Origin of the sequence: Rahnella ecdela (assembly GCF_019049625.1) — a bacterium.
In the GTDB taxonomy this organism is placed as follows: Bacteria; Pseudomonadota; Gammaproteobacteria; order Enterobacterales; family Enterobacteriaceae; genus Rahnella; species Rahnella ecdela.
Genome location: NZ_JAFMOY010000128.1, coordinates 222,042 through 243,549, shown reverse-complemented (window position 1 = coordinate 243,549; position 21,508 = coordinate 222,042). Strand labels below are relative to the sequence as shown.

The window sequence follows — 21,508 nt, the reverse complement described above, 5'->3', positions numbered from 1 at the left end:
TGTGGCTGGTCATCCTCTCAGACCAGCTAGGGATCGTCGCCTAGGTGAGCCATTACCTCACCTACTAGCTAATCCCATCTGGGCACATCCGATGGCGTGAGGCCCGAAGGTCCCCCACTTTGCTCTTGCGAGGTCATGCGGTATTAGCTACCGTTTCCAGTAGTTATCCCCCTCCATCAGGCAGTTTCCCAGACATTACTCACCCGTCCGCCGCTCGCCGGCAAAGTAGCAAGCTACTTCCCGCTGCCGCTCGACTTGCATGTGTTAGGCCTGCCGCCAGCGTTCAATCTGAGCCATGATCAAACTCTTCAATTAAAAGTTCGATTTGCTTAAACAAGTTAAGCGGTGCTCAAAAATTAACTTTCGTAATAATTCAACTAAATGAATTACTGCTTGGTCACTCTTTAAGACTTGATATTTTTTGCCACCGAAGTGGCTGATATCGTCTTGTGAGTGCCCACACAGATTGTCTGATAAATTGTTAAAGAGCATGCCGCGGTTCGCAAGGAATCTTATGCGGCGCGGGAGGCGTATATTACGTTTTCCCGCTGAAGAGTCAAGAGATTATTCATTCGAACATTCTACTTTTTATCTTCCTGTCCGAGCGACTTGTCAGTCGTTGTTCCCGGTCAGTGGAGGCGCATTATAGGGAGTTCTCAGAAGGCCGCAACCCCTAATTTCAAATAATTTACTGACCGTTCATAAATTCAACAATTTTGCCCGAAATGGTTAATTAACACCCGGTTCCAACCTAAAACACGCCAGTTTTAGGCCAAAGCCTGGAGTAAATTCTCCTTTATAATAAGAGAAAGACATTCAGGAATACCTTACATGCTACTTAATGCACATCAACAAGCGGCTCAGCGCAATCTTTCTTATCTGCTGGCAGAGAAAATCGCGCAACGCGTTTTGTCTGGCGAGTATAAGGAAGGAGCAATACTTCCTGGCGAGAATGAGTTAGGGGAGATTTTTGGCGTCAGCCGGACAGCTGTGCGTGAAGCCGTAAAAACGCTGACCGCAAAAGGCATGCTTTTACCCCGTCCGCGGATTGGTACCCGTGTAATGCCGCAATCGAGCTGGAACTTTCTCGATCAGGAATTACTGACCTGGTGGATGACTCGCGAGAACTTCGATCAGGTGATGGCACATTTCATTGTTTTGCGCAGAGCACTTGAACCTCAGGCTTGTGCCCTGGCAGCTCTCATGGCCAGTCAGGAACAAAAGCGTCAGCTCTCTCTATATATGTATGAAATGCGCCAGCTGCATAACAGCTTTGATCGGGAACGCTGGATAACGGTCGATACCCAGTTTCATCAGCTTATCTATGAGGCGGGGAAGAATCCTTTCCTGACGTCTTTCTCTAATTTGTTCAGTTCGGTGTATCAGAGCTATTTTCGGGCGATTACCGGCAATGAAGTGATTAAGCTGGAACATCATCAGCGTCTGGCAGACGCCATTATGGCCGGTGACGCCAATGCTGCCCGTCTGGAATGCCAGAGTCTGTTAGTTGACGATGAATGATCCGACGGACTGACGCACAACAAGTTCCGGTGTGAGCACTAAAACCTGCGGTTCGGACTCCGGGTCCTGCAACCGATGTAATAAAGCATCAACGGCCAGTTCGCCCAGTGAGTCTTTGGGCTGATGGATAGTAGTCAGCGGCGGCATCATGAATTGCGCCAGCTGGATATCATCGTAACCCATCACCGCGACATCATCAGGAACACGCAACCCGCGCTGATAAAGCGCCTGATATACGCCAACCGCCATCGCGTCGTTACCGGCAAAAACAGCATGCGGAGGTTCCGGCAACGCCAGCAACTCCTGCATGGCGGCTAATCCGCCTTCAAATTCAAAATCACCACTCACTTCATAACCGGGCAAAATCTTCAGCCCGGCTGTATTCATGGCCTGACGATAACCCCTCAGCCGTTCCTGCGCGGTGGTTTTATCTAAAGGGCCGGTAATGCAGGCAATACGCTGGTAGCCCTGACGGATTAAATACTCCGTCGCCATTTCGCCGCCTAACAGGGCGTTATCCTGAATGATGTCGATGGCACCATCAAAAGGTGACCAATCCATCATCACAATCGGTAATGACGGATAACGGCTGATAGCTTCTTTCGAAGGCCGGTGGTTTTCCGTACACATGATAAGCAGCCCGTCGACCCGCTTTTGCAGCAACGTTTCCAGGCTGCGGTTCATGCGTTCTGCATCATTATCGGTATTACACAAAATCAGGCTGTATCCGCGCTCATAGCAACTGCGCTCGACGCCACGCACCACTTCCGAATAGAAAGGGTTACTGCTGGCGGTCAGCAACATGCCGAGGGTACGTGTCTGGTTCAGTTTAAGGCTGCGGGCCAGCGCGGAAGGCGCATAGTTGAGTTGTTCCACGGCGGCATTCACTTTGTCAGCGATGGATTCACTGACAAAACGATTCTTGTTGATCACATGGGAGACTGTCGAGGTTGAAACGCCCGCGAGGCGGGCGACATCTTTCATGGTGGCCAATCAGGCCTCCTGTTGTACAAGAAAATCGTCGATTTCTTTACGCCACGGTACGGAAGGCTGAGCACCAGGACGCGTCACGGCAATCGCCGCAGCGGCGTGAGCAAAACGCACAGCGCTGTCCATCGGTTTGCCTTCCAGTAACGCAGTCACCAGCGCACCGTTAAAAGTATCGCCAGCCGCAATAGTATCCACCGCTTTTACGCAAAAACCGGGGACTAATTTGCCTTCACCGTTCTGGCTTAACCAGACACCTTTACTGCCCAACGTAATGATGACTGTCGCGATGCCTTTATCATGCAGCGCTTTCGCGGCACGTGCGGCATCTTCATTACTGCCGACTTTAATTCCGGTCAGTTTTTCCGCTTCGGTCTCGTTCGGGGTGATCATATCCACACGCGCCAGCAATTCATCGGGCAATTCACAGGCCGGCGCAGGATTGAGGATCACCTGGGTGCCGTTGTCTTTGGCAATCTTCGCCGCCGCAATCACCGTCTCGAGCGGCGACTCCAGCTGCATTAATAAAGCAGAAGCGCCGATGACCTGCTGTTTATAGCGATCAAGATATTCTGGCGTAACAGCTTTATTCGCTCCCGCATCAATGCCAATAACGTTCTCACCTTCCGCATTCACGAAAATCAGCGCGACGCCGGTGGTGGTGTCCTTTATGGCTTCAATGGGTTGCGTATCAATATGGTCACTGGCCAACTGTTTTCGAACACGCTCGCCAATATCGTCATCTCCCACACAGGCAATAAAAGAAATATCAGCGCCACTGCGACCGGCGGCAACTGCCTGATTCGCCCCTTTACCGCCAAAGGCTACGGTGTATTGCTTACCGATAACCGTTTCGCCGGGTTGCGGGAAGTGGTTGATATTCAGAATGTGGTCCGCGTTGATACTGCCGAGTACCACCAGTTTGCCTGTCTTCATGTGGAGATCCCTGAGTTAAATAGCGCCCCCATAACAGAGGCGCTGTGACAGCGTAGAGAAAGAGGGTATTACGGCTGAGCAACCAGTTTCAAATCAACAGGGATAACAGCCGGCACTTTCTCGCCTTTCAGCACTTTGTCAGCGGTCTGCACACCAATCACGCCGATTTGTTCAGGACGTTGTGCCACGGTCGCGCCCATTTTGCCGCTGTTAACCGCTTTGATGCCGTCTTCGGTGCCGTCAAAACCGACAACCAGAACATCTGTTTTACCGGCAGTCTGCAGGGCGCGCAATGCACCCAGCGCCATTTCATCGTTCTGAGCGAAAACAGCCTGTACGTCCTGATGCGCGGTCAGCAGGTTCTGCATGACGTTCAGGCCTTTAGTACGGTCAAAATCAGCAGGCTGGCTGGCGAGGATCTGGAAATGATGTTTTTCAGCTGCCTGAGCGAACCCTTTACCACGTTCACGGGCAACGGATGTTCCGGCAATACCTTCCAGTTCGATAACTTTGGCATTTTCGCCCAATTTCTTGGCGATGTAATCACCGGCCATTTTGCCGCCGAAGGCATTATCAGAAGCCACGTGGCTGGCGACAACGCCTTTAGTTGCCTGACGGTCAAGGGTGATCACCGGGATTTTCGCCTGGTTAGCCATTGCCACAGCGTTGCCTACCGCGTCAGAATCCGTCGGGTTGATGAGCATCAGCTTGGTGCCGCGAACGGTCAGGTCCTGCACGTTAGCCAGTTCTTTCGCCGGGTTGTTCTGAGAATCAAGCACCACCAGGTTGTAGCCCAGTTTGTCCGCTTCTTTTTGAGCGCCGTCTTTCATGGAAACGAAGAACGGGTTGTTCAGAGTGGAAACAACCAGCGCAATGGTGTCTTTTGCCAGAACGTTAGCACTGAAAGAAGCGGTGATCGCTGCGGCGGAAACCCAGACAGCCAGTTTTTTCATATTCATGGTCATAAGTCCTGTAGGAGAGGTTATTTGTTGCTTTTGTTATCCACCAGTACCGCCAGCAGGATGACAACTGCTTTTACGATCATCTGGTAGTAGGAAGAAACACCTAATAAGTTCAAACCGTTATTCAGGAAGCCAAGGATCAGTGCCCCGATCAGCGTTCCGACAATGCGTCCTTTACCGCCGGACAGGCTGGTTCCCCCTAATACCACCGCGGCAATCGCATCGAGCTCATAACCTGTACCTGCGTTAGGCTGCGCAGAAGACAAGCGCGCCACTTCGATGATACTGGCCAGAGCCGCCAACAAACCACACAGGGAGTAGACGATAATTTTGACTTTATCGACGCTGATACCTGACAGGCGCGTTGCGGATTCGTTACCGCCCAGCGCGTAGATATAACGTCCTAAGCGGGTGTGATGCAGCATGTACCAGGCCGCAATAAATACCACCGCCATCAGCCAGACCGGCGTCGGGATACCCAGCGGGCGACCAATACCAAACCAGCCAAAGACATCGGCGATATCATTAAAACCGGTGCTGATCGGGCTGCCGTTGGTATACACCATCGTGATACCGCGCAGCAGCAACATCATGACCAGCGTGGCGATGAACGCCTGCACTTTGCCTTTGGCGACAATCATACCGGTTACCGCACCAACGGCGGCACCGAGCGCCAGCGCGCCCGCAACCGCGACTAACGCATTCACTTCCAGCCCGACAATCGAGGCCGCTACCGCGCCGGTCAGCGCCAGCAAAGAGCCGACGGACAAATCAATGCCGGAGGTGAGGATCACCAGGGTCATGCCGACCGCCATAATGGCGTTGACCGACGTCTGCTGAAGAATGTTAAACAGGTTATTAAGCGTGAAGAAATTCGGGCTCATGGAAGAAACCACGGCAATCAACACCAGCAGCGCAATCAGAGACTTTTGCTCCAACAACCACTCTTTACTGATCCAGCGCTTTTTGGCTGGCAATGTCTGAGAACTCATATCTGATTACTCCTGCGTCACGCCGTATTTCTTGCCGACAGCGGCTGCCATCAACACTTCTTGCGTAGCCTGTTCTATCGGGAATTCACCGCTTAAATGACCTTCATGCATCACCAGAACACGGTCACTCATACCGATCACTTCCGGCATTTCTGAGGAAACCAAAATGATGCTCAGCCCTTCGCGCTTGAATTGGTTTATAAGCTGGTAAATCTCTTTTTTGGCACCGACGTCAACGCCGCGCGTCGGTTCGTCGAGGATCAGAACTTTTGGCCGCGTCATTAACCCGCGGGCAATCGCCACTTTTTGCTGATTACCACCGGAAAGCAGGCCAATGGTCTGCATCATCGACGGCGTTTTAATATTGAAGAGGCGGATAAAATCGCCGACAGCCTGCTGTTCTTCCGCATGTTTCAGGCGTCCGCCGCCGTGGCTGAAATAACGCAGCGCGGTCAGCGACATGTTCTCTTTCACGGACATCCCAAGTACTAAACCATCGCGCTTACGGTCTTCGGAGATATACACGATGCCGTTTGCCAGTCCGTCCTGAGGCGAGCGCGTCACGACTTCGCGGCCATCAAGCGCAACATAGCCACTTTTACGCGGTAATGCGCCGTAGAGAATTTTCATCAGTTCGGTACGACCTGCGCCCATCAAACCGGAAATCCCCAGAATTTCGCCGCTGTGCAGATCAAAGCTGACGTTATCCACCCCAGGCCCGCTGACATCGCGCACCTGCAAACGCAGCGCACCACGCTGATGGTTAATACGCGGGTATTGTTCTTCGAGGCGACGGCCGACCATCATTTCAATCAGCGTGTCTTCTTCCAGCGAACTGACCGGACGCTCAGCGATAAACTGCCCGTCACGGAATACCGTCACGTCATCGCATATTTCAAAGATTTCTTTCATGCGGTGGGAGATATACACCACGCCACAACCGGCAGCTTTCAGCTCGCGGATCACGCTAAATAAAGAGGCGGTTTCAGTGTCGGTCAAGGCATCCGTCGGTTCATCCATGATGATGACTTTGGATTCAAAGCTCAGCACCTTGGCAATTTCGACCATCTGCTGGTCACCAATAGACAATTCACCGACCAGACGATCGCTTTTGTAGCGCAGATTCAGGCGCGCCAGCAGTTTATCGGCTTCGGCATACATCTTTTTCCAGTTGATGCGGCCAAAACCGTTCACAAACTCACGGCCGAGGAAAATATTCTCAGCGATGGTCAGCTGAGGGATCAGGTTCAGTTCCTGATGGATGATGCCAATTCCGGCTTCCTGAGAAGCCTTAGGGCCATTGAACGCCGCTTCCTTGCCAAGAAAATGAACTGAGCCGGCATCTTTCTGGTAGATGCCGGTCAGCACTTTCATCATGGTGGACTTGCCCGCGCCGTTTTCTCCCACCAGCGCCATCACACGTCCCGGATAGACGCTGAGCGCCGCGCCGGAAAGTGCTTTTACGCCGGGAAAGGCTTTATCAATGCCTGTCAGTTGCAGCAAAGGTTGCATAAAGGCCTCAGAAGGTTACGCCAGCACACAGAATAACGTTCGCGTATGGCGAACATTCCCCGCTGCGGATCACAGCCCGACTTTTTTCGCTTTGCGCTTTGAATGCCTCATGACTGACGTAATCCAAAGCAATGGTATTTCCCTGGTGTTGTTCGAGTTGTGTCAATTGGGCGAGCAAGGCTTCATGGAGTTGAGGATTTTTAGTGAGGATTTCCTCTGCGAGGATAGCCCGCTCAACCTGCATCTCATGTGTCACTACCTCTAAGACTTGTAAAAAGGTGGGGACTCCCTGGGTTAGCGCCAGATCGATGCGTTGGCAAGCTGCTGGCACCGGAAGTCCGGCATCGCCAATAACCAGCTGATCGGTGTGACCTAACCGGGCAATAACATTTGAGATTTCGGCATTTAACAGCGGTGACTTCTTCATTGTGAACTCCTACAGCGAAACGTTTCGCTCACTGATGAGTTTATAAAGTTAACCGGACATGGCAACGGCGTTGTGATGGAATTGTGATCAGCGTCGAAACGTTTCGCTGAATCATTCATAAACGGTAGGGAAATTTGAGTTTGGTGATTTATTACAGGGAGGACGAAATATAACAGGGCACCCGAGGGTGCCCTGTGGCAGGCAGAAATAAGCGTTAAATTTCTACCTGTGTACCGAGTTCGATCACGCGGTTCGGCGGTATTTCAAACTGATCCGGTGCGCGCAAGGCGTTACGGCTGAGCGCCATAAAGAGTTTGCCACGGAAGTAGAGATACCACGGGCGTTTGGTCAGGATCAGCGATTCATGTGACATAAAGAATGAGGTTTCCATCATCCTGCAGGGCAACCCTTCCAGACCGCAGCGGTGGAACACTTCTTCCACATTTGGCGTCTCTTTAAATCCGTAACTCGCCACCACACGCCAGAATGTCGGCGAAAGCTGCTCAATGGTGACGCGCCGGACGTTATGCACATAAGGCGCATCTTCGGTGCGTAACGTCAGCAATACCACACGCTCATGCAACACTTTGTTGTGCTTAAGGTTATGCAGCAAGGCAAAGGGTATGACGTTGATGGCGCGCGACATGTAGACCGCGGTTCCCGGAACACGAACCGGCGGTGATTTCTCCAGAGACGCGATCATCGCTTCCAGAGAATTGCCGTGCTCGTTCATGCGACGCATAAGGCGGAAGCGCTCGCTTTTCCAGGTGGTCATGACGATAAACATGCACAGACCCAGGGTCAGTGGCAACCAGCCACCGGAGAACAGTTTCGTGGCATTCGCCGCGAACAGCGGGATATCTATAAACAGCAGACCGATCAGCAAAATCCCGACCAGGAATGGTTTCCAGTGCCAGTTTTTGAGGGCTACCGTACAGGAAAGAATGCTGGTCAGCACCATCGTACCGGTCACGGCGATACCATACGCCGCCGCCAGATTGCTGGAATGTTCGAAGCTGGCGATAACGATAACCACCGCAAAATACAGCAGCCAGTTAATGGCCGGGATATAAATCTGGCCCGCTTCCATTTCTGAGGTGTGAATAATGCGCATTGGCGGCAGATAGCCCAGACGCACCGCCTGACGGGTCAGGGAGAACACGCCGGAGATAACAGCCTGAGAGGCGATAATAGTCGCCAGCGTCGCCAGCACCAGTAACGGGATCAGAGCCCAGTCAGGCGCCAGCAGGAAGAACGGGTTTTTAATCGACTCCGGGTCTTTAAGCAGCAAGGCGCCCTGACCGAAATAGTTCAGCACCAGAGAAGGCAGCACGACGGTGAACCAGGCCAGACGGATCGGGAATTTCCCGAAGTGGCCCATATCCGCATACAGCGCTTCCACACCGGTAATCGACAGAACTACCGCGCCGAGTGCCAGGAAGGAAAACGACTTATGTTCGATAAAGAAGTTAACCGCCCACATCGGGTTCATGGCGCGCAGTACTTCAGGATTCTGCATGATGCTGTTGACGCCAAGCACAGCCAGCGTCAGGAACCACAGTAACATCACCGGCGCAAACAGTTTGCCCACGATGCCGGTACCGTGTTTTTGAATAATGAAAAGCAGTGTCAGGACAGTAATAGAAAGAGGGACGATATAAGGATCAAGTGAAGGCGCTGCGATCTCCAGACCTTCCATCGCGGAAAGAACAGAAATAGCCGGGGTAATCACCACTTCACCATAGAAGAAGCTTCCCCCGATCAGGCCGAGAATGACCAGTACGGCGGTGGTTCGTGCCGAGGTGTTTCTGCCCGCCAGGGACATCAGCGTCAGAATACCGCCCTCGCCTGCATTGTCCGCCCGCATCACGTAAGTGAGGTACTTGAGCGAAACAATGAGGATTAACATCCAGAAAATCAGAGAAAGAAAACCAAAAACGACGCTGGGTTCAACGTTGAAACCATAATGACCGGAAAAACACTCTCTTAAGGTATAGAGAGGACTGGTACCAATGTCGCCATAGACCACACCAATGGCGGCCAGGGTTACTGCTGGGAGTGACCGTTTATGTTCAGTGCTCATATTTCGTTTCTTTTCTTTTTTGCTCGAACATCTGTAAGCGATGCGTGCGCTCAGTCTTATGATGCCCACTAAAAGGCGCACAGTATGCACGAATAAATCAGATTGCCTACCCTTAAATGTACAGCTAAACCAGGGTTCAGATGAACGGGGTCACATTTTTGATAATAGAAAATTTTTAGTAATCAACAAGCTATAACGATAAAAATAATCGTGGCTTCTCATAAGAACCCAGTACACTATTCAACAACTAAATGGAAACCGGAAGAGACAGTATGGCGCAATCTCCCCTTCTGGCAGAACGGATCGCCCGTCTTGCTAATGCACTAGAACATGGCCTGTACGAGCGGCAGGATGCCATACGACTTTGCCTGCTGGCCGCGCTGTGTGGTGAAAGCGTTTTCCTGCTTGGCCCGCCGGGTATTGCAAAAAGTCTGATTGCCCGCCGTCTGAAATTTGCCTTCCGTCACGCCCGCGCTTTTGAATATCTTATGACGCGCTTTTCCACACCGGAAGAAGTCTTTGGTCCGCTGTCGATTCAGGCTCTGAAAGATGAAGGCCGCTATCTGCGTCTGACCGAAGGTTATCTGCCGGAAGCTGAGATTGTCTTCCTTGATGAAATCTGGAAAGCCGGGCCTGCCATCCTGAATACGCTCCTGACCGCGATTAACGAACGCCGTTTCCGTAATGGCGAACGCGAAGACCCCATTCCGATGCGCCTGCTGGTCAGTGCTTCTAACGAATTACCGGAAGCCGACGGCGGTCTGGAAGCCCTGTACGACCGTATGCTGATCCGTTTGTGGCTGGATAAAGTGCAGGATAAGCAAAATTTCCGCTCGCTGCTCACCAGCCGTAATAATGAAAGCACCAATCCGGTGGCAGAGTCCCTGAGTATCAGCGATGAAGAATATCAACAATGGCAGCCGGAAATCGACAAAGTTACGCTTTCAGACAGCTGCTTCGAACTGATTTTCCAGTTGCGCCAGCGTCTTGATGCCCTCGATACCGCGCCCTATGTTTCCGACCGTCGCTGGAAAAAAGCCCTGCGTCTGTTGCAGGCCTGTGCATTCTTCAGTGGCCGGAATGCGATCACGCCGGTGGATCTTGTCCTGCTCAAAGACTGCTTATGGCATGATCTGAACACCTATAACCTGCTGCAAACGCAGATCGAACAGCTGATCACTGAACAGGGTTTCCAGCAGCAAACCTTGCTGATGAAAATTCAGCAACTGAATCAGCAATGGATGCAGCATCAGCAACAACAAAGTTCCCGGCAGTCAATCAAACTCGGCAAAAAAGCCGGGATCTTCAGCCGCAAACCACAATATTCCCTGCCGGACACGATGACCACTACCAGTCTGACACTTTTGCTGCAAATGCCTTTGCATCTGCATGACATTAAAGTCACGCACCTGTTGTTTGAACGCGCGGTTCTGGAAGAGTGGCTTAATAAAGGCGGCATCCTGAAAGCCAAACTTAACGGCATCGGCTTTGTTCAGAGCGTTGATTTGGAAATCGACGATAAACAACAATTGCTGGTGCTGGACGTCAGCCGTCAGAGCACGCCACTGACGCTGCCGGGCAATGAACATATCGCCGTTCCCGATGAGATGAAAAATACGCTCAGCGATCTCACCGCGAAACTGGCTCAGCAAAGACATGAGTTCGGTCAGCAGCAAAACTGCCTGTTTGTGCCCGCAGAATGGATGGCAAAAATAGAAGCCAGTCTGTTGCAGGTATCCGAACAGTTGCGCCTTCAGCAACAGACGTTCAGCGGTCACTGATCATGTTCAGTCTGGAATCTCTGGATCTGCTGTTGGCCATCAGCGAAGCTGAATTGATTGAGGAATCGATCATCGGCCTGCTGGCCGCACCGGCGATGGCGGTTTTCTTCAAGAAATTCCCGCGTCTCAAACAGGCGCTGACCAAAGATCTTCCCGAGTGGAAGATGCGCCTTCGTCAGAGGATCCACGAAACACCCGTTCCGGAAGAACTGGCGAAAGAATTCTATCTTTACCAACACTGCCAGCAGACGGATGCCGTTACTTTCCAGTCAGAACTGCCCGCACTTCTTGATGAGCTGGCACGACTCAGCTCCCCATTCACGACAGAAGCCCGCACGTTACAGGAAAATCATGAAGCGTCCCGCACCGCCAAAACAGGCAACAGCTTCCAGACCCTGTTCCTGCAACGCTGGCGCCTGAATCTGACCTTCCAGACGGTGAACGTTCATCAGCAGTTGCTGGAGCAGGGACAGGAGCAGTTGCAGGAAGAATTGCTGCAACGCCTGGAGCTCAGCAGCGAGCTCTCTCCTTTATTAGCAGAGAACGATACGGCAGCTGGCCGTTTATGGGATATGAGTAAAGGAAAGCGCATGCGTGGCGATATCCTGTCGCTGGCGCGTTTCGGGGCATTTCTCCAGCAGCAACCTGAACTGATGCATCTGGCCGAACAGCTGGGGCGCAGTCAGACCGTCAAAACCAGCCCGCATGAAGATGCCAAAATGGAAACGCACCGGCTGATGGTGCGTGAGCCCGCAACGGTACCGGAAGAAGTCAACGGTATTCATCAGAGCGATGATATTCTGCGCCTGATGCCAACGGAGCTGGTGACGCTCGGATTGCCTGAGCTGGAATACGAATTTTACCGCCGGTTGCTGGAAAAGCGTCTGATGACCTATCGTCTGCAAGGCGATGTCTGGCGCGAGAAAGTGGTCAAACGCCCGGTGGTCTATCAGCAACAAGAACCGCAGCCGCGCGGGCCTTTTGTGGTCTGCGTCGACACATCAGGTTCGATGGGCGGCTTTAATGAACAGTGCGCGAAAGCATTCTGCCTGGCATTACTGAAAATTGCGCTGGCGGATAACCGGCGCTGTTACATCATGCTGTTTGCCAGTGAAGTGATCCATTATGAGCTGACGTCCAACGGCGGCCTGGATCAGGCGTTGCGTTTTCTGGGTCAGCATTTTCGCGGTGGAACCGATCTGGCGGCCTGCCTGAATGCCACACTGGATAAGCTGGCGTCGCCACAATGGCATGATGCGGATGCCGTCGTTATTTCCGATTTCATCGCCCAGCGTCTGCCTGATGAGGTGCAAAGAAAAGTCAGAGCATTGCAAAAAGAAAAGCAGCATCGCTTCCATGCTCTGGCAATGTCACATTATGGCAAGCCCGGTATTCTGCGGATTTTCGATCATATCTGGCGCTTTGATACCGGTGTGAAAAGCCGCGTACAACGTCGCTGGCAGCGAAATTAAGCCTACAGAGAAAGATAACCATGAATGAAATCTATCAGCTCGATGAGCTGGATCGCGGGATCCTGAATGCGTTGATGGAAAACGCCCGCACCCCTTATGCAGAACTGGCAAAAGTGTTTACGGTCAGTCCGGGGACCATCCACGTCCGCGTAGAGAAAATGAAACAGGCAGGCATCATTACCGGCGCGCATATCACCGTAAATCCCAAACAGCTGGGTTATGACGTGTGCTGCTTTATTGGCATCATTTTAAAAAGCGCCAAGGATTATCCGTCAGCACTTAAAAAGCTCGAAAGTATAGAAGAAGTGGTCGAAGCCTATTACACCACCGGGCATTACAGCATTTTCATTAAGATCATGTGCCGCTCGATAGATTCCCTTCAGCACGTACTTATCAACAAGATCCAGACAATTGATGAGATCCAGTCAACCGAGACCTTAATCTCGCTGCAAAACCCCATCACACGCACCATCCAGCCCTGAGCACTGATTTCTATACCCCTATTATCCACAGGTAGATCCCAGCTCATTCACAGCGTACAATAGCCTCCTTTTCCCGGGTGAGAGCATCATGTCTGACATTACCCTGATCAGTGGCAGTACGCTTGGCAGTGCCGAATATGTAGCAGAACACGTGGCTGAGAAACTGGAAGAAGCCGGTTTTTCCACCCAGATGTTCCATGGTCCGGAGCTGTATGAAGTTCCGCAGGAAGGGATCTGGCTGGTTGTGTGCTCGACACACGGTGCTGGCGAGTTGCCTGATAACCTGCAACCTTTTATGGAGCAGCTGGAAGATGGGCAACCGGATCTGTCAAAAGTACGCTTTGGCGCATTAGGTCTGGGCAGCAGTGAATATGACACCTTCTGTGGCGCGATCAGTTTGCTGGATCAAAAACTGACGTCATTAGGGGCAAAAAGGATCGGTGATCGTCTTGAGATCGACGTGACTCAACACGAAATTCCTGAGGATCCAGCCGAGGTTTGGGTGATCAACTGGATTAATTTGCTCAAATAAGTGTAAATTTCAGGCGATCAGATGTGGATAACTATGCTTAAAAGCAGGGTAAAACCCGTAGTTATCCCTCTAACAACTCCTGTACGCTTTTCATGCTGTGCATAACTCTCAATTCTGATCCCAGCTTATACTGTCCAGGATCACCGATCATTCACAGCATTCGATCCTTCTTAGCATACTGATCTTCATGAACAAAAAAGACTTATGCACAGAGGATCGCGATCTTAATAGAAGTATAAATAAGAGATCTTTAAATAAAAAAGATCTTCTTTTAATTAGTGAAGATCCCCGGGGACTTGTGGAAGCTCAAAACTTGAGTAGAATCCCTCCTCCCAACGCCATACAAAGAAAGTTCGCTTGAACGCCGAGGTGCAGTCGCATGTTTTATCCGGATCAATTTGACGTCATCATCATAGGTGGTGGTCATGCAGGTACTGAAGCCGCCATGGCTTCTGCCCGTATGGGACGTCAGACCTTATTATTAACCCACAATATCGACACGCTGGGACAGATGTCGTGTAACCCGGCAATTGGCGGGATCGGGAAAGGACATCTGGTAAAAGAAGTGGACGCTCTGGGCGGACTGATGGCCACGGCTATCGATCATGCGGGCATTCAGTTTAGGATACTAAACGCGAGCAAAGGCCCTGCTGTCAGGGCAACCCGTGCACAGGCCGACCGCGTTCTCTATCGTCAGGCTGTACGCACTGCACTGGAAAACCAGCCAAACCTGACTATCTTCCAGCAACCTGTTGAAGACCTGATCGTCGAAAACGATCGTGTCGTGGGCGCTGTGACCAAAATGGGTCTGAAATTCCGCGCCAAATCGGTTGTACTGACCGTCGGGACCTTTCTGGATGGGAAGATCCACATTGGTCTGGAAAACTACAGTGGCGGCCGTGCAGGGGATCCTCCTGCGATCTCCCTGTCTCAGCGTCTGCGTGAATTGCCTTTACGCGTTAACCGTCTTAAAACCGGTACACCTCCGCGTATCGATGCCCGTACAATTGATTTCAGTGTGCTGGCGCAACAACACGGTGATAACCCGGCTCCGGTATTCTCTTTCATGGGGAACGTGTCGCAACATCCGCGGCAGATCCCGTGTTACATGACCTATACCAACGAAAAAACCCATGACGTGATCCGTAATAACCTGGATCGCAGCCCGATGTATGCCGGGATCATCGAAGGGATCGGCCCGCGTTATTGCCCGTCGATCGAAGATAAAGTCATGCGTTTTGCCGATCGCAATTCTCATCAGATCTTCCTTGAACCGGAAGGCCTGACCAGCAATGAAGTTTATCCAAACGGAATTTCCACAAGCTTGCCATTCGATGTGCAGATGCAGATCGTCCGGTCTATGCAAGGTATGGAAAATGCCGTCATCGTTCGTCCTGGTTATGCTATTGAATACGATTTCTTCGATCCGCGTGATTTGAAACCAACGCTGGAAAGCAAATTTATCGCCGGTCTGTTCTTTGCAGGACAAATCAACGGTACAACGGGTTACGAAGAAGCAGCTGCGCAGGGCTTGCTGGCAGGCATGAACGCAGCCCGTTGTGCTACCGAGCAGGAAGGCTGGGCACCGCGCCGCGATCAGGCGTATCTGGGTGTGCTGGTTGATGACTTATGTACACTGGGCACTAAAGAACCTTACCGCATGTTTACCTCACGTGCTGAGTACCGTCTGATGCTGCGCGAAGACAATGCTGATTTGCGCCTGACAGAAAAAGGCCGCGAGTTAGGTCTGGTTGATGATGCTCGCTGGGCGCGCTTCAACGAAAAACTGGAAATGATCGAACAGGAACGTCAGCGCCTGCGTGGTATCTGGGTGAACCCGCACCACGCACAGGTTGAAGAAATTAACGCACATCTTTCTGCTCCGCTTTCCAAAGAAGCCAGCGCGGAAGAGTTGCTGCGTCGTCCTGAAATGACTTACGAACTGATCACCCGTCTTTCCCCGTTCGCACCTTCGGTTCCTGATGTGCAGGCGGCAGAACAGGTGGAAATTCAGATCAAATATGAAGGCTATATTGCCCGTCAGCAGGAAGAGATTGAAAAGCAGCAGCGCAATGAAAATACCGTGCTGCCGGTTGATCTTGATTATCGCCAGGTGAATGGTCTTTCCAATGAAGTGATCGCCAAGCTTAACGATCACAAGCCGACCTCCATTGGTCAGGCATCACGGATCTCGGGTATTACTCCGGCTGCAATCTCGATCTTACTGATATGGCTTAAGAAACAAGGCTTGCTGCGCCGCAGCGCATAAATCACATCTCTTATGACCGTCCTTTGATAACAAAGCGGCGGTCAGTTCTTACTTTTCCCATCTTTCTGAGTGTTTTATCATTTCTCAACCGGGCTGTTCCCGAAATATCGACTCTGTCTGAGGATTCACTGTGCAAAAGAAACTGGACTCGCTGCTTGCTGCGGCAGGAATAGCGTTACCCGATCAGCAAAAACAGCAACTGATTGGCTATGTTGAACTGCTGCATAAGTGGAACAAAGCCTACAACCTGACGTCTGTTCGTGATCCGATGCAAATGCTGGTACGTCATATCATGGACAGCATCGTCGTAAATGAACACCTCCAGGGCAGCCGTTTCATTGATGTGGGGACCGGACCCGGTTTGCCAGGCGTTCCGCTCGCCATTGTCCGTCCGGACTCTCACTTCACGCTACTGGACAGCCTGGGTAAGCGCATACGCTTCCTGCGTCAGGTTCAGCATGAGCTGGGACTGAAGAATATCGAACCGGTACAAAGCCGCGTGGAAGAGTTTGAACCAGAGCCGCCGTTTGATGGGGTGATCAGCCGTGCATTTGCGTCTCTGCAGGATATGCTTTCCTGGTGTCATCATCTGCCGCAAAAAGGGCAGGGGCGTTTTTATGCCCTGAAAGGTGTCAGCCCTGAGGATGAACTTGCGCAATTACCGCAAGGCATCACTCTGGAATCAGTCATAAAACTGCAGGTACCAGAACTTGACGGAGAACGTCATCTCGTCATTCTTCGTTCAAACTAAAGTTGCGTTTTATCAAATAATATTTAAAAAATGCCTGTGTTAACACAGTTAAAATGAGCATGCTAATTATATAGCGGTGACAAACTCACTATCACCGCTTTTTTACAGACTGATAGCATTTCAGATATGTTTTTATTTTAATCCGGTCTGTAATAGTCACTTTTGAAATTGAACAGTCATCTACCCGCTGATATTCAACTTGTAATGAAAATGTTGTTATTTGTTGGGATGTTGTATCAATGAATCGCGGTTATTTTTAAATAAGTTTGTTTAACGAACAGTGATTTATTAACAAATTGATTTATAAGGGTTTTAAAAGGCCTGATTAGCTAAAGACATTCAAACAGTACAGGGTATATAAAGTGCTCTGAGTTAATTATGTGATCCAGTGCACGCTTCTTTGTCGGGTGATGAAATAACCGTATCAAACCAAAAAGGGCAAATTCAGCTATAGTTTGGTTGTCAAAATAGTCGTGAAGGGGAAAATTTAAATAATTGTTCACCTTTTCGCTACTTATCCATTGAATTCGTCCCTGTCACCCGTATAATTTGCTCGGTTTTTGCTGCTTGACTCAAAACAGTAAAGGCAGTGATATACGGCATTCAGTCTACCTCCAGCTAGGTACTTGATACGGAGAGAACAAACGTCATGTCTGTATCCGGTATTTTACACAGTACAGATAGTGTGAAGGTTGCCAGAAAGCTGTTGATACTGCAGTTATTGACCTTTGTTCTGCTCAGTGCAGTATTTGGTTTTAAAAGCCTGGAATGGACCACATCGGCTCTTATGGGTGGTTTGGCCGCCTGGGTGCCAAATGTACTGTTCATGCTGTTTGCATGGCGCCATCAGGCGCAAACAACGGTCTCTGGACGGGTTGCCTGGTCCTTTGCTATCGGAGAAGCGCTGAAGGTGCTGGTTACGGTGATCTTAATGGTCATCGCACTTGGCCTGTTCAAGGCGGCATTTGCTCCGTTGGGGTTGGCCTATTTATCGGTGTTGATGACTCAGATTTTGGCACCGGCCGTCATTAACAGTTACCGTACTTAACTACTAAAGGGTAAGAGGCATCATGTCTGCATCAGGAGAAATCTCTACTCCACAAGAGTATATCGGTCACCATCTGACTCAGCTTCAGATCGGGACGGGATTCTGGTCGATTAACATCGATTCGATGTTTTTCTCCGTGTTCCTCGGAGTACTCTTTCTGGTTATTTTCCATCGCGTAGCCAAAAACGCCACCAGCGGTGTCCCGGGTAAACTGCAAACTGCAGTTGAACTGGTCGTTGGTTTCGTCGACAGCAGCGTGCGTGACATGTATCACGGCAAAAGCAAAGTGATTGCACCTCTCGCGCTGACCGTCTTCGTCTGGGTGTTTATGATGAACCTGATGGACTTGCTGCCAATCGATTTGCTGCCGACTATCGGTGAGAAATTGCTTGGTCTGCCAGCGTTGCGTGTGGTTCCTACGGCTGACGTGAACATCACGTTGTCCATGGCACTTGGCGTATTCATTCTGATTCTTTTCTATAGCATTAAGATGAAAGGCTTTGGCGGTTTCATTAAAGAACTGACAATGCAGCCATTCAATCATCCGGTTTTCATTCCGGTTAACCTGATTCTTGAAGGTGTCAGCCTGCTGTCTAAACCAGTTTCACTGGGTCTGCGACTGTTTGGCAATATGTATGCGGGTGAGTTGATCTTCATCCTTATTGCTGGCCTGTTGCCGTGGTGGTCACAGTGGATCCTGAATGTGCCTTGGGCCATTTTCCACATCCTGATCATTACGCTACAAGCCTTTATTTTCATGGTTCTGACGATTGTCTATCTCTCGATGGCATCTGAAAAACACTGATTTTCTTTCAACACTACTGCGTTTTAACTGAAACAAACTGGAGACTGTCATGGAAAACCTGAGTATGGATCTGCTGTACATGGCTGCCGCTGTGATGATGGGCCTGGCGGCAATCGGTGCTGCAATCGGTATCGGCATCTTGGGTGGTAAATTCTTGGAAGGTGCTGCACGTCAGCCTGACCTGATCCCTCTGTTGCGTACACAGTTCTTTATCGTTATGGGTCTGGTCGATGCAATCCCAATGATTGCGGTTGGTCTGGGTCTGTACGTGATGTTTGCTGTCGCCTAACACTGAGTTCGCTCAGCGTTAATCGAACTACATCAAATAATTCACTTTGAAAGAGGCATTGTGCTGTGAATCTTAACGCAACAATCCTCGGCCAGGCTATCGCGTTCGTCCTGTTTGTCTGGTTCTGTATGAAGTACGTATGGCCGCCAATTATGGCTGCCATCGAAAAACGTCAGAAAGAGATTTCTGAAGGTTTATCTTCTGCAGAACGTGCAAAAAAAGAGCTGGACTTAGCGCAAGCCGATGCGACCGACCAACTGAAGAAAGCCAAAGCTGAAGCTCAGGTAATCATCGATCAGGCGAATAAGCGTAAAGCTCAAATCGTCGACGAAGCAAAAGCTGAAGCCGAGCAGGAACGTAACAAGATCGTGACGCAAGCCAAGGCAGAGATCGACGCCGAACGCCAACGCGCCCGTGAAGAGTTGCGTAAGCAAGTCGGAATTTTGGCCATTGCTGGCGCCGAGAAGATCATCGAACGTTCCGTGGATGAAGCTGCTAACAGCGACATCGTTGATAAACTGGTCGCTGAACTGTAAGGAGGGAGGGGCTGATGTCTGAATTTGTAACTGTAGCTCGCCCCTACGCCAAAGCAGCTTTTGACTTTGCCGTTGAGCACCAAAGCTTAGACCGCTGGCAGTCCATGTTAGCGTTCACGGCTGAAGTCACGCGCAATGAACAAATTGAAGAACTGCTTTCCGGTGCTAGTGCGCCTGAAACTTTGTCTAAAACGTTTATTGCCGTATGTGGTGACGAACTCGACGACGCAGGCCAAAACCTGATTAAGGTCATGGCCGAAAATGGACGTTTACGCGTTCTTCCGCAAGTGCTGGAGAAGTTCATCGAACTGCGCGCCTCTCTCGAGGCTGTTGCTGAAGTTGAAGTGACTTCAGCAAATCCGCTTTCGGAAGAACAGCAGGCAAAAATTGCTGCTGCGATGGAAAAACGTCTATCTCGCAAAGTTAAGCTGAATTGCAAAATTGACAAGTCTGTTCTTGCCGGTGTCGTAATCCGTGCAGGTGATATGGTGATTGATGGCAGCGTTCGCAGTCGTCTTGAACGCCTGGCAGACGTCTTGCAGTCTTAAGGGGACTGGAGCATGCAACTGAATTCCACCGAAATCAGCGAACTGATCAAGCAGCGCATTGCTCAGTTCAATGTGGTGAGCGAAGCTCACAATGAAGGTACTATCGTTTCCGTCAGTGACGGGATCATCCGCGTGCACGGCTTAGCCGATGTCATGCAAGGCGAAATGATTGCGCTGCCGGGTAACCGCTACGCTATCGCCCTGAACCTGGAGCGCGACTCTGTAGGTGCCGTTGTAATGGGCCCTTACGCTGACCTCGCCGAAGGTATGAAAGTAAAATGTACGGGTCGTATCCTGGAAGTTCCAGTTGGCCGTGGCCTGTTAGGTCGCGTTGTTAACACCCTGGGTGCACCAATTGACGGTAAAGGTCCGGTAGAGCACGACGGCTTCTCAGCTGTTGAAGCGATCGCACCTGGCGTTATCGAACGTCAGTCCGTAGATGAACCTGTGCAGACAGGTTATAAGTCCGTTGATGCCATGATCCCAATCGGTCGTGGTCAGCGTGAACTGGTCATCGGCGACCGTCAAACCGGTAAAACAGCTCTGGCGATCGATGCGATCATCAACCAGCGCGATTCCGGCATCAAATGTATCTATGTGGCTATCGGCCAGAAAGCGTCCACCATTTCTAACGTGGTACGTAAACTGGAAGAGCACGGCGCACTGGCAAACACCATCGTTGTTGTTGCAACTGCATCAGAATCTGCTGCACTGCAATACCTGGCACCGTACTCCGGTTGCGCAATGGGTGAATACTTCCGTGACCGCGGCGAAGACGCACTGATCGTTTATGATGACCTGTCGAAACAGGCTGTTGCTTACCGTCAGATTTCCCTGCTGCTTCGTCGTCCACCAGGTCGTGAAGCTTACCCAGGCGACGTTTTCTATCTCCACTCCCGTCTGCTGGAACGTGCTGCGCGTGTTAACGCTGAGTATGTTGAAGCATTCACCAAGGGTGAAGTGAAAGGCAAAACCGGTTCCCTGACTGCGCTTCCGATTATCGAAACGCAAGCGGGTGACGTTTCCGCGTTCGTTCCGACCAACGTAATCTCGATTACTGATGGTCAGATCTTCCTGGAATCCAACCTGTTCAACGCCGGTATTCGTCCTGCGGTTAACCCGGGTATTTCGGTATCCCGTGTTGGTGGTGCTGCTCAGACTAAGATCATGAAGAAACTGTCCGGTGGTATTCGTACCGCGCTGGCACAGTATCGTGAGCTGGCTGCGTTCTCGCAGTTCGCATCAGATCTTGACGAAGCAACGCGTAAACAGCTGAACCATGGTCAGAAAGTGACCGAGCTGCTGAAACAGAAACAATACGCTCCGATGTCAATCGTTGCGCAGTCTCTGATCATCTTCGCAGCAGAACGTGGTTATCTGGAAGACGTTGAATTGTCTAAAGTCGGTAGCTTCGAAGCGGCACTGTTGGCTTACGCCGACCGTGAGCACGGCGAGCTTCTGCAGCAAATCAACCAAACTGGTGCGTATAACGATGAGATCGAGGGTAAATTCAAAAATATCCTCGATACCTTCAAAGCAACCCAGTCCTGGTAACACTAGACGGTCCTGCTGGTA

Annotated in this window: 20 protein-coding genes and 1 rRNA gene; 13 read left to right on the top strand and 8 right to left on the bottom strand. The window is 50.9% G+C overall.

Annotated elements, in window-relative coordinates; translation table 11 throughout:
- Positions 1-315 (bottom strand): 16S ribosomal RNA (locus J1784_RS15860); the annotation flags it as partial.
- A 516-nt stretch (positions 316-831) separates the two neighbouring features.
- Here J1784_RS15860 and J1784_RS15855 point away from each other — a divergent pair.
- Positions 832-1,521: a FadR/GntR family transcriptional regulator gene (locus tag J1784_RS15855; RefSeq protein WP_217150036.1), complete on the top strand. Its 690-nt coding sequence runs from the start codon at positions 832-834 to the stop codon at positions 1,519-1,521.
- Here J1784_RS15855 and rbsR read toward each other — a convergent pair.
- From rbsR to kup, 7 genes are all read right to left on the bottom strand, one after another.
- Positions 1,504-2,514: a ribose operon transcriptional repressor RbsR gene (gene rbsR / locus J1784_RS15850; protein WP_217150035.1), complete on the bottom strand. Its 1,011-nt coding sequence runs from the start codon at positions 2,512-2,514 to the stop codon at positions 1,504-1,506. The genes J1784_RS15855 and rbsR overlap by 18 nt on opposite strands.
- Positions 2,515-3,444 (bottom strand): ribokinase, encoded by a 930-nt coding sequence (gene rbsK / locus J1784_RS15845; protein ID WP_217150034.1) that lies wholly within the window; start codon positions 3,442-3,444, stop codon positions 2,515-2,517.
- Positions 3,445-3,512: 68 nt separating this feature from the next.
- A complete protein-coding gene (rbsB, locus tag J1784_RS15840; RefSeq protein WP_112290844.1) occupies positions 3,513-4,403 on the bottom strand; it encodes a ribose ABC transporter substrate-binding protein RbsB in 891 nt (296 codons plus the stop codon).
- 23 nt (positions 4,404-4,426) lie between these two features.
- Positions 4,427-5,398 (bottom strand): ribose ABC transporter permease, encoded by a 972-nt coding sequence (gene rbsC, locus J1784_RS15835; RefSeq protein WP_217150033.1) that lies wholly within the window; start codon positions 5,396-5,398, stop codon positions 4,427-4,429.
- 6 nt (positions 5,399-5,404) lie between these two features.
- Entirely contained in the window at positions 5,405-6,910 is a 1,506-nt protein-coding gene (gene rbsA, locus J1784_RS15830) for a ribose ABC transporter ATP-binding protein RbsA (RefSeq protein ID WP_217150032.1), read from the bottom strand.
- Between the two features lie 7 nt (positions 6,911-6,917).
- The gene (rbsD, locus tag J1784_RS15825) at positions 6,918-7,337 is read right to left on the bottom strand and encodes a D-ribose pyranase (protein WP_101077844.1); all 420 of its coding nucleotides are present in this window, start codon (positions 7,335-7,337) and stop codon (positions 6,918-6,920) included.
- Positions 7,338-7,551: 214 nt separating this feature from the next.
- The gene (kup, locus tag J1784_RS15820; RefSeq protein WP_217150031.1) at positions 7,552-9,420 is read right to left on the bottom strand and encodes a low affinity potassium transporter Kup; all 1,869 of its coding nucleotides are present in this window, start codon (positions 9,418-9,420) and stop codon (positions 7,552-7,554) included.
- Positions 9,421-9,692: 272 nt separating this feature from the next.
- On the opposite strand from kup, the gene ravA reads away from it, so the two are divergent.
- The 12 genes from ravA (at position 9,693) to atpA (ending at position 21,487) form a co-directional block, all read left to right on the top strand.
- Positions 9,693-11,201 carry an ATPase RavA gene (gene ravA / locus J1784_RS15815; protein WP_217150030.1) on the top strand — a complete coding sequence of 503 codons (1,509 nt, stop codon included), beginning with the start codon at positions 9,693-9,695 and terminating at the stop codon, positions 11,199-11,201.
- Positions 11,202-11,203: 2 nt separating this feature from the next.
- Positions 11,204-12,673, top strand: a complete 1,470-nt coding sequence (gene viaA / locus J1784_RS15810; RefSeq protein ID WP_217150029.1) for an ATPase RavA stimulator ViaA — start codon at positions 11,204-11,206, stop codon at positions 12,671-12,673.
- A 20-nt stretch (positions 12,674-12,693) separates the two neighbouring features.
- Positions 12,694-13,155, top strand: coding sequence for a transcriptional regulator AsnC (gene asnC, locus J1784_RS15805; RefSeq protein WP_217150028.1), 462 nt, complete (start codon positions 12,694-12,696; stop codon positions 13,153-13,155).
- A gap of 88 nt (positions 13,156-13,243) precedes the next feature.
- Entirely contained in the window at positions 13,244-13,687 is a 444-nt protein-coding gene (mioC, locus tag J1784_RS15800; RefSeq protein ID WP_217150027.1) for an FMN-binding protein MioC, read from the top strand.
- Positions 13,688-14,066: 379 nt separating this feature from the next.
- Complete coding sequence (gene mnmG / locus J1784_RS15795) at positions 14,067-15,956, top strand: tRNA uridine-5-carboxymethylaminomethyl(34) synthesis enzyme MnmG (protein ID WP_217150026.1); 1,890 nt, start codon at positions 14,067-14,069, stop codon at positions 15,954-15,956.
- A gap of 130 nt (positions 15,957-16,086) precedes the next feature.
- The gene (gene rsmG / locus J1784_RS15790) at positions 16,087-16,707 is read left to right on the top strand and encodes a 16S rRNA (guanine(527)-N(7))-methyltransferase RsmG (protein ID WP_217150025.1); all 621 of its coding nucleotides are present in this window, start codon (positions 16,087-16,089) and stop codon (positions 16,705-16,707) included.
- 649 nt (positions 16,708-17,356) lie between these two features.
- Positions 17,357-17,755: a F0F1 ATP synthase subunit I gene (gene atpI, locus J1784_RS15785; protein ID WP_217150024.1), complete on the top strand. Its 399-nt coding sequence runs from the start codon at positions 17,357-17,359 to the stop codon at positions 17,753-17,755.
- Positions 17,756-17,777: 22 nt separating this feature from the next.
- On the top strand, positions 17,778-18,560 hold the full coding sequence (atpB, locus tag J1784_RS15780) for a F0F1 ATP synthase subunit A (protein ID WP_217150023.1): 783 nt from the start codon (positions 17,778-17,780) through the stop codon (positions 18,558-18,560).
- Positions 18,561-18,609: 49 nt separating this feature from the next.
- The gene (gene atpE / locus J1784_RS15775; RefSeq protein ID WP_004093904.1) at positions 18,610-18,849 is read left to right on the top strand and encodes a F0F1 ATP synthase subunit C; all 240 of its coding nucleotides are present in this window, start codon (positions 18,610-18,612) and stop codon (positions 18,847-18,849) included.
- A 65-nt stretch (positions 18,850-18,914) separates the two neighbouring features.
- Positions 18,915-19,385: a F0F1 ATP synthase subunit B gene (atpF, locus tag J1784_RS15770; protein ID WP_095924051.1), complete on the top strand. Its 471-nt coding sequence runs from the start codon at positions 18,915-18,917 to the stop codon at positions 19,383-19,385.
- A gap of 14 nt (positions 19,386-19,399) precedes the next feature.
- On the top strand, positions 19,400-19,933 hold the full coding sequence (atpH, locus tag J1784_RS15765; protein ID WP_217150022.1) for a F0F1 ATP synthase subunit delta: 534 nt from the start codon (positions 19,400-19,402) through the stop codon (positions 19,931-19,933).
- A 12-nt stretch (positions 19,934-19,945) separates the two neighbouring features.
- Positions 19,946-21,487 carry a F0F1 ATP synthase subunit alpha gene (gene atpA, locus J1784_RS15760; RefSeq protein ID WP_013577682.1) on the top strand — a complete coding sequence of 514 codons (1,542 nt, stop codon included), beginning with the start codon at positions 19,946-19,948 and terminating at the stop codon, positions 21,485-21,487.
- The last annotated feature ends 21 nt before the right edge of the window (positions 21,488-21,508 follow it).